The organism is Streptomyces sp. CO7 (assembly GCF_053474865.1).
Map to the genome: position 1 here is coordinate 1,545,750 of NZ_JBRIOU010000002.1, position 8,061 is coordinate 1,553,810.

The window sequence follows — 8,061 nt, forward strand, 5'->3', positions numbered from 1 at the left end:
CTCGCCGGACAGCCCGACGGCACCCGGCAGTTCGGCCGGATCGACCCGCAGCACCGGTACGCCCCGTGCGTCGAGCCGGTCCACCACCAGGTCCGCGGTCACATCCTGTGTACATGTCAGGATCAGTACGGTCATCGCTTCGCGCCCGCGCCGCCGGCGTCAGTCGTCGAAGTGGGTCTTGGAGCCGGCGGTGGAGGTGGTCGCCCCCAGGACCCGCAGGAGGTCCCGGTCGCGCACGGCCACGCGTCCGTCGTCGAGCACGTTCAGTTGCAGCGACGGGTCGTATCTGTACGGCGGAGCCGCGGTGACCTCGCACTCCTGTGTCGGCCGGGCGAAATCGAGGGCGAACATGTGCATGGGTCTCTCCCTGGGACGGTCCGTGACATACCCCGTGCGGACACGACCCGCCCGGCCCCGCGATCAGGTCGCCGGGCGCTCCGCCTCCAACGACTTATACGTGCCGGGCCGATGATTGGTTTCCTCACGCTCCGTGACCGCCCGCGGAGGCGGCAAGAAAAATTTGGTTTGCCGTGGCGTGTACGGATCATCCGAAGAAAGGACAGAGAACCTGGATGACTGTGGAGGAATGGTGGGCATTCTCGCCTGGATCCTGATTGGCCTGATCGCCGGCGCCATTGCCAAGGCGCTTCTCCCGGGGCGCGACCCCGGCGGCATCATCATCACGATGGTGATCGGTGTGCTCGGCGGTCTCCTCGGTGGCTGGCTGGGTAAGGTCATCTTCGGCGTCGACTCGATCGACGGCTTCTTCGACCTTTCTACATGGATCGCAGCCATCATCGGCTCCGTGATCCTGCTGCTGCTCTACCGTGCCTTCACCGGCGGTCGAAGCACGCACCGTCACGCCTGACACGAACGGGCAGCACCCGTTCCCCAATCGTCGGCGCCCGCACCGGACTTCCGGTGCGGGCGCCGACGTGTGCGCGGGAGGCGACCCGCGCGGCCGGGCGGCCCCGGCTCAGCCCGCCGTGCCGCCGCGCCCCTCGAGCAGGGCGTCGGCGTGGTCCAGGCCGCACTCGCGCACGATCTCCTCGACGGTCTGGGCCGTGCGCACCGTCGTGAGGACCGGGCGGCCGTCGTCCCCGGTGCGGAATCCGTGCACCGCGGGCCTCGGCAGGCTGTTGTAGCTCCACGAAGCGGTGAAGCAGTAGGCGCCCGCGTCGTGCAGCACCACCCAGTCGCCCTCGGCGAGCTCCGGCAGTTCGCGGCCGTGCGCCACCACGTCCCCGGCGAAGCACAACGGCCCCGCCACGTCCTGCTCGGTCGCCGGCGCGTTCTTCGGCCGCCCGTCGGGGCCGTGGGCGGTCACCCGCAGTGCCCACGCGTCCGGCAGCAGCACCGTGCGCGTCACGACGTGTCCGCCCGCGTGGGTGAGGGCCACCCGGCGCCCGCCCGCGTCCTTGACGTACTCCACCCGCGCGGCGAGGAAGCCGTTCTTGGCGAGCAGCGACCGGCCGAACTCGGTGACCAGCGCGTAGCGTCCGTCCAGCAGCGCGGGCTCCGCCTCCCGCAGGGCGGCCACGTACTGCGCGTGCGTCGGCCGGACCTCGTCGTCGTCGAAGTTGACGGGCAGGCCGCCGCCGATGTCGAGCCCGGTGACCCGGCGTTCGCCCAGCCGCGCGTCGATCGTGGCCGCCAGGCGGTGCGCCACGGCCACGCCCTGGGCGATCAGCGGCAGCGGGCAGCCCTGCGAACCGACGTGCACGTGGAGGCGGGTCAGCCACGGGTGCCGGGCGAAGGCCTCCACCACCCGCTCCTCGGCCCCCGGATCGCGCAGCGCCACACCGAACTTGGAGTGCTCGGTGGCGGTGCTGGTGGCCGCGATCGAACCTCCGCCGACCTGCGGATTGACCCGGATCCCCAGCACGGACGCGCAGTCCGCCGGACGCAGCCGGGCGATCCGCTCCACCTCCGCCAGGTTGTCCGCGTTGACCGCGACCCCCAGCTCCAGGGCCTCCCGCAACTCCGCCTCGGTCTTCACCGGGGAGTCGAGGACGATCCGCCCGGGCTCGAAACCGGCCGCCAGCGCCAGCCGGAGCTCACCGGGGCTCGCCACCTCGCACCCCATGCCCGTCGACGCCAGCAACCGCAGCACCGGGACCAACGGGCAGGCCTTCGCGGCGAAGGTGTGCAGCACATCCGGTACCCCGGCGAACGCCTCGCGCAGCCCGTCCACCGCCCGCAGGATGCCCGCGGTGTCCAGGAAGCCGGCCACCGGCTGCTCAGGGCCGAGCAGTCCGGTCGCCACGGCCCGCTCCAGCACGTCGGCGACGGTGTGCGGGGCGCCCTTCACGGACGACGGCGCGGTGTTCACAGGTGACTCCTCATCGGCACGACGACGTTCCGGCAACCGGCGCCGCACCCGCGACGAGGGCGGCGCTGCCTACACCCTCCCTCTTCCGGCTCCTCGGTACCAGGGGGCGAAGACGCAGCTCACCGAGGCGATCGGGGTGCCGCGCGGCCCGCGGGGCGCGGTGACACCGGTGATTTTGCCGATGTACGCGCGGCGGGAGCGGCCCGACAGTGACGTAGCCAGTCAGCGGCGGCCCTCGCCGATGGCGCGGACACGTCAGAACGACGCGTGCCGGGACCACGAAGGAGGGCTGCCTCGTCAGAGAGGACGACTCGTCGTGCAGCACTCGCAGAGCAGCCCGTCCAGCGACGCCACCCCCACGCCGGCCGACCGCCGGAGCCGCCTCGGTCGCATCGCCGGCCTGTCCGCCTCCGTGGCGGCCGCCGTCGCCTTCAGCACCCTCGCGGCGCCGGGCGCCACCGCGGCCGACAACCCCTACGAGCGCGGCCCGGCCCCGACCAACTCGAGCATCGAGGCCCTGCGCGGCTCGTACTCGGTCTCCAGCACCTCCGTCTCGTCGCTGGTGAGCGGCTTCGGCGGCGGCACCATCTACTACCCGACCACCACCAGCGACGGCACGTTCGGCGCCGTGGTCATCACCCCGGGCTTCACCGCCTACGAATCATCCATCTCGTGGCTCGGCGAGCGTCTCGCCTCCCAGGGCTTCGTGGTCTTCACCATCGACACCAACACCACCAGCGACCAGCCCGCCTCCCGCGGCGACCAAATGCTGGCCGCGGCCGACTACCTGACGCAGAGCAGCTCCGTGCGCAGCCGCGTCGACGCCACCCGCGTGGCCCTGATGGGCCACTCCATGGGCGGCGGCGGCACCCTCGAGGCGGCCAAGGACCGGCCCTCCATCAAGGCCATCATCCCGATGACCCCCTGGAACCTGGACAAGACCTGGTCCGAGATCCGCACGCCCGCGCTGATCTTCGGCGCCGAGTCCGACTCGATCGCCCCGGTCGCCTCGCACTCGGAGCCGTTCTACACCAGCATCCCCTCGACCACCGAGAAGGCCTACCTGGAGCTCAACGGCGCCAGCCACTTCGCGCCCAACACGTCGAACACGACGATCGCGAAGTACAGCATCTCCTGGCTGAAGCGGTGGGTGGACAACGACACCCGCTACTCCCAGTTCCTCTGCCCGGGCCCCAGCACCGGTCTCTTCAGCGACGTCGAGGAGTACCGCAACACCTGCGCCTTCTGACCCGGGGGACCCCGACGGCGGCCGCGCACGACGCGCGGCCGCCGTTCGGCGTTCCCCCGTGCCCCGCTGCCGTCCGGGCGTCCGCGTCCGACAGACGGGGACATGTGCCGGCGCACAGTCCGGCCGCGCCCTCCGTGGACGGCCACACACGCGCCCCACGAGGGCCGGACCGCATACTTCCGGCGGGCTTTACTCCTCCGTAACATCGCGGGAATGACCGGACAGACGACCGTCATCAACCCCCCGCGAACACACGGCCGGACCGAGGAACTGCGCGCGGTGGCCGCGACCCTGACGAACCGTCTGGAGGACGAAAGCGCCGTCCTCCTCCTCGCCGGCGAGCCGGGACTGGGACGCACCACGCTCCTCGAGCGTGTGGCCCGCTCCTTCGGCGCCGGCCCTGTCCTGCGGGTCGGCGCGACCGCCGCCGAGTCCCGCCTCCCCTACAGCGGCGTGCACGCGGTGCGCTGCGCCGCAGGCCCCGTCGTGGGCGGCCCGCCGCACGTGTCCCGGACCCCCGAAGGGCTCCTGGACCTGCTGAGAGCCGCCGCCGACGGCAACCCCCTCCTGCTCTGCGTCGACGACGCCCACCTGTGGGACGCCCCCTCCCGCGCCGCGCTCGGGTTCGCCGCCCGCCGCCTGCACGCGGCCGGCCGGGTCGGCCTGCTGATCTCCGTCACCCGGCACCACGCCGCCGACCCGGACTTCGCCGGGCTGCCCGTCCTGCGCCTGGGCCCGCTGCCCCGGCCCGCCGCCCGGGCGCTGCTGGACGACCTCGTGCCCGACGGCGTCGACCCCGCAGTCGCCGACGAACTCCTCACCGAGGCCGACGGCAACCCCGCCCTGCTGCACGCACTGGTCCGCCGCCTGGGGCCCGACGAACTGGCCGGCGCCGCCCGGCTGCCGCGCCCCCTCACCGACGCGGACGTGCTCGCCTCGGTGGTGGGGAGAGCCTGGCCGGACTGCCCACGAGCCTGCACGACCTGCTGCTCGTGGCCGCCGCCGCGCACGAGACCTCCCCGGCCGACGGACGGCCGGGCGTCGACGCCGACCTGGTGCTGCGCGCCGCCGCACGCCTGGGCCCGGCCGCCGCCCCGCCACCCCGCGCCGAGCGCGCCGCCGACCTCCTCGTGCGGGCCGACGGCCGGCTCCGCTTCACGAGCACCCTGATCCGCCGGGCCGTCCACGCGGGCGCCCGCCCGGAGCGGCGCCGCACCGCCCACCGCGCGCTGGCCGCCGTCCTGACCGCCGACGGCCGCCGCCTGCCCGCCCTGCTCCACCTCGCCCACTCCGTCGGCGCGCCCGACGCCGCCCTCGCCGGGGACCTGGCCCGTGCCGCCCTCGACCCGGCGACCGACGCCACCCACCTCCAGCGGGCAGCCGCGCTCGCCCGGGCCGCCGACCTCACCCCCGAGGTCACCCGGCGCGCCGAACGCCGTACCGCCGCAGCGGAACAGGCTCTGCTCGCCGGCCGCCCGGCGCAGGCGCGCGGCCTGCTCGCCGACGCCGGGGGCCCCGACGCCCGCGCCACCGTGCGCGGCCGCGCCGAACTGCTGCGCGGGGTCATGACGCTCGGGGACGGGCCCGTCGCCGACGCCCACGCCTCGCTCCTGTTCGCCCGCTCCCTCCTGGCGGGCGAGGCGCCCGAACTGGCGCTCGCCGCCACCGTCGCCGCCGCGGACGCCGCCTGGGCCGCCGGGGACCTGACCGGCTGCCTGTCGGCGCTGGCGAGCGCGACGGCTACCGCGCCCGCCCCCGGTCCCGGCCGGGCCGACCCGGTGCGGGACTACCTCACCGGCATGCGCGCCATCCTCGAGGCGCGTCTCGCCGACGCCGCCCGTCCCCTGCGCCGGGTACTCGACCACGGCTGGACCCAGGACGAGCCCGAGGCGCTGCGGCGGGCCGCCACCGCCGCCCTGCTGCTCGGCGAGGTGGACACCGCCTGCCGCGCCGGCGCCCGCGCGCTCGCCGCGGCCCGCGCCCGGGGCAACGAGGCGTTCGTGCCGCAGACCCTGGAGTACCTCGCCTACGCCGAACTGCGGGCGGGCCGGCACGCCCGGGCCCGCGCCCACGCGGAGGAGGGCCTGCGCTCGGCCCTGCACTCGAGGCGGCGCAACACCGCGGCCCACCACCGGGCGATCCTCGCCCTCGCCTCCTCCATCGAGGGCGACGTCGAGGAGGTGGGCGCCCAGGCCGCCGCCGCGCTCGCCACCGCGCGCAGCCACGGCCTCGCCCAGACCTCCACCCTCGCCGAATGGGCCACCGGACGCGCCGAACTGGGGCGCGGCCGGCCCTCCGAGGCGGCGGCCCGGCTCGGCCCCCTGGTGCGGCCCGGCCGGGCTGGAGGCCACTTCGCCGTGCGGGCACTGGTGATGCCCTGCTTCGCCGAGGCCGCCGTGCTCGCCGACCGCGCGGACGAGGCCCGCATCGTGGTCGAGGAGTTCGAGCTGTGGGCGGAATTCGGCGCCGACCCCCAGGCGCCCGCCCAGCTCGCCCGCTGCCGGGCCCTGCTGGCCCCGCCCGACGACCCCGACAGCGCGGACACCCACTACCGGCGCGCCCTCGAACTGCACGAGCAGGCCGGCGGAGACTTCGAGCAGGCCCGCACCCAACTGCTCTACGGCAAGTGGCTGCGCCGTCGCCGCCGCCCCCGCGAGGCCCGCGGCCGGCTCCGCGACGCCCTGCAGATCTTCGACCGCTGCGGCGCCCGGGTCTGGGCCGACCAGGCGCGCGCCGAACTCCGGGCCAACGGGGAGGCGCCCGCCGCCCCGCAGGACGGCGTGCTCTCGCGCCTGACGCCCCAGCAGCAGCGCATCGCCCGCTGCGTGGCCGGCGGCGACACCAACCGGGAGGTCGCCCAGCGACTGTCGGTGAGCACCCGCACCGTCGACCACCACCTGCGCAACATCTTCGCCGTGCTCGGCGTCCGCTCCCGCGTCGAGCTCGCGCGGATGGTCGGCCTGGAGCGGTAGCGGCCGTCCCCGGGCGGGGGACCCACAGGAAAACCGTCGGTAACAAATGAGCAACTAGGTGCACACCTCTAGGGACCGACCGGACGGTATGTCATTCTTCGAAGCAGGACGAGTCAGGTGACGGCCGCAACGCGGCCCCCGGACCGTGGGGGCCGCAGCACCATGGCCGTCGCGCGCGTACTGCCGGGGAGAGCCGACCTCGGAGGAGGATCGCGATGTACCAAGCCGTACGGTCACGAGGAGCACTGCGCCCCGCGACGACCGCCGTGCCACAGCCCCGTTCGCCGCGCTTCAGGTCGCTGCTCGACGCGGAGGCGCTCCGGGTGCTGCACCGCAGCGCCCGGGCCGTGCAGGGCGCCCTGCCGGACCTCACGGACCGGCTGGTGGCGGTGCTGCGCGAGCAGGAGCCCGCCTACCGGGCGGCCATCGAGGCAGACCCCGCCGGCACCTGGCAGGAGGCCCACGGCTCCCTGCGGCACAGCGTGGCCTCCCTCCTCGACCCGCGCACCGCCCGCGAGGAGGCCCGCCGCTGCTCGTGGAAGATCGGCGCCACCCGCGCCGAGCACGGCTTCCCGCTCGACGCCCTGCTGCACGCCTTCCGCCTCGGCGGCTCCCTCGTGTGGCAGGCGCTCGTCGAGGAGACCTCCCGCAGCGCCCCCGACGACGTCCGGCTCCTGGTCCACGTCGCCGCCGACGTCTGGAACTTCGTCGACGAACACTGCACCCTCGTCGCCGACGCCTACCGGCAGGTCGAACGCCGCCTCGCCTGGCGCCGGGAGAACCGGCTGCGCCTGCTCACCGCCGCCCTGCTGGACGGCACCAGCCGCATCTCCGACCTCCCCGAGGCCGCCGAGGCCCTCGGGCTGCCGGAACAGGGCCGCTACGCCGTCGTCGCGGTCAGTGCGGGCGGGGCCGCAGAGAGCGCCGCCGCCCGCTCCGCCGCCGTCCCCGCCGGCCTGCACGTGCACTGGCACACCGGCGTCGACGTCGACCACGGCATCGTGCTGCTCGAGGACGACGCCGACCTGCGACGCCTCGCCGCACAGGACCCCCCGGAAGGCGCCCGCATCGGGGTCGGCCTCGGCGTCGACGGCCTGGCCGCCCTCGGCGACGCCCGCCGCCACGCCGACACCGCCCTCGGCATCTGCCCCGAGGCCGGCGGCGCGGTACGCCTGCACGAACAGCTCCCCAGCGCCCTGCTGCTCTCCAGCCCCGAGCTCGGCCGCGCCCTCGCCGAGGAGGTCCTCGGCCCCCTGCTGCGCCTGGAACCCTCCGACCGGGACCTGCTCCTGGACACCCTCGCCGCGTGGCTGGATTGCGACGGTTCCGCGCAGCGCGCCGGAGCCCGTCTCTACTGTCACCGCAACACCGTCCTGAACCGGCTCCGACGCTGCGAACAGCTCACCGGCCGCTCCCTGACCCGCCCGGCCGACGTCGTCCAGGTGAGCCTCGCGCTGGCCGCCGGCCGCCTGCTGCGCCCCTGAGGCGGCGCCCCCGCGCACCACCCC

7 protein-coding genes and 1 pseudogene are annotated in these 8,061 nt (G+C 75.1%); 5 read left to right on the forward strand and 3 right to left on the reverse strand.

What is annotated here, in order from left to right:
• Together ACOV8S_RS09105 and tgmA are read right to left on the reverse strand one after the other, a co-directional pair.
• Positions 1-135, reverse strand: a pseudogene (locus ACOV8S_RS09105) (ATP-grasp ribosomal peptide maturase); the annotation flags it as partial.
• Positions 136-159: 24 nt separating this feature from the next.
• Positions 160-357 carry a putative ATP-grasp-modified RiPP gene (gene tgmA / locus ACOV8S_RS09110; protein ID WP_448317198.1) on the reverse strand — a complete coding sequence of 66 codons (198 nt, stop codon included), beginning with the start codon at positions 355-357 and terminating at the stop codon, positions 160-162.
• Between the two features lie 232 nt (positions 358-589).
• Between tgmA and ACOV8S_RS09115 the strand changes: the two genes are divergently transcribed.
• Positions 590-868 carry a GlsB/YeaQ/YmgE family stress response membrane protein gene (locus ACOV8S_RS09115; RefSeq protein WP_108953573.1) on the forward strand — a complete coding sequence of 93 codons (279 nt, stop codon included), beginning with the start codon at positions 590-592 and terminating at the stop codon, positions 866-868.
• A gap of 108 nt (positions 869-976) precedes the next feature.
• Here ACOV8S_RS09115 and ACOV8S_RS09120 read toward each other — a convergent pair whose 3' ends face one another.
• The gene (locus tag ACOV8S_RS09120; RefSeq protein WP_448317199.1) at positions 977-2,332 is read right to left on the reverse strand and encodes a diaminopimelate decarboxylase; all 1,356 of its coding nucleotides are present in this window, start codon (positions 2,330-2,332) and stop codon (positions 977-979) included.
• 316 nt (positions 2,333-2,648) lie between these two features.
• Here ACOV8S_RS09120 and bdeA point away from each other — a divergent pair, with 316 nt between their 5' ends.
• The 4 genes from bdeA (at position 2,649) to ACOV8S_RS09140 (ending at position 8,037) form a co-directional block, all read left to right on the forward strand.
• Positions 2,649-3,581, forward strand: coding sequence for a bis(hydroxyethyl) terephthalate hydrolase (bdeA, locus tag ACOV8S_RS09125; protein WP_448317200.1), 933 nt, complete (start codon positions 2,649-2,651; stop codon positions 3,579-3,581).
• 213 nt (positions 3,582-3,794) lie between these two features.
• Positions 3,795-4,751: an AAA family ATPase gene (locus tag ACOV8S_RS09130; RefSeq protein ID WP_448317201.1), complete on the forward strand. Its 957-nt coding sequence runs from the start codon at positions 3,795-3,797 to the stop codon at positions 4,749-4,751.
• Between the two features lie 1,202 nt (positions 4,752-5,953).
• Positions 5,954-6,553: a helix-turn-helix transcriptional regulator gene (locus ACOV8S_RS09135; protein WP_448317407.1), complete on the forward strand. Its 600-nt coding sequence runs from the start codon at positions 5,954-5,956 to the stop codon at positions 6,551-6,553.
• A 215-nt stretch (positions 6,554-6,768) separates the two neighbouring features.
• Positions 6,769-8,037 (forward strand): PucR family transcriptional regulator, encoded by a 1,269-nt coding sequence (locus tag ACOV8S_RS09140; RefSeq protein WP_448317202.1) that lies wholly within the window; start codon positions 6,769-6,771, stop codon positions 8,035-8,037.
• Positions 8,038-8,061: the final 24 nt, after the last annotated feature.

Bases quoted from the DNA above. Each gene is read 5' to 3' on its own strand.
- ACOV8S_RS09140 (WP_448317202.1), top strand. From the start codon at position 6,769: ATGTACCAAGCCGTACGGTCACGAGGAGCACTGCGCCCCGCGACGACC.
- ACOV8S_RS09130 (WP_448317201.1), top strand. From the start codon at position 3,795: ATGACCGGACAGACGACCGTCATCAACCCCCCGCGAACACACGGCCGG.
- tgmA (WP_448317198.1), bottom strand. From the start codon at position 357: ATGCACATGTTCGCCCTCGATTTCGCCCGGCCGACACAGGAGTGCGAG.
- ACOV8S_RS09135 (WP_448317407.1), top strand. From the start codon at position 5,954: ATGCCCTGCTTCGCCGAGGCCGCCGTGCTCGCCGACCGCGCGGACGAG.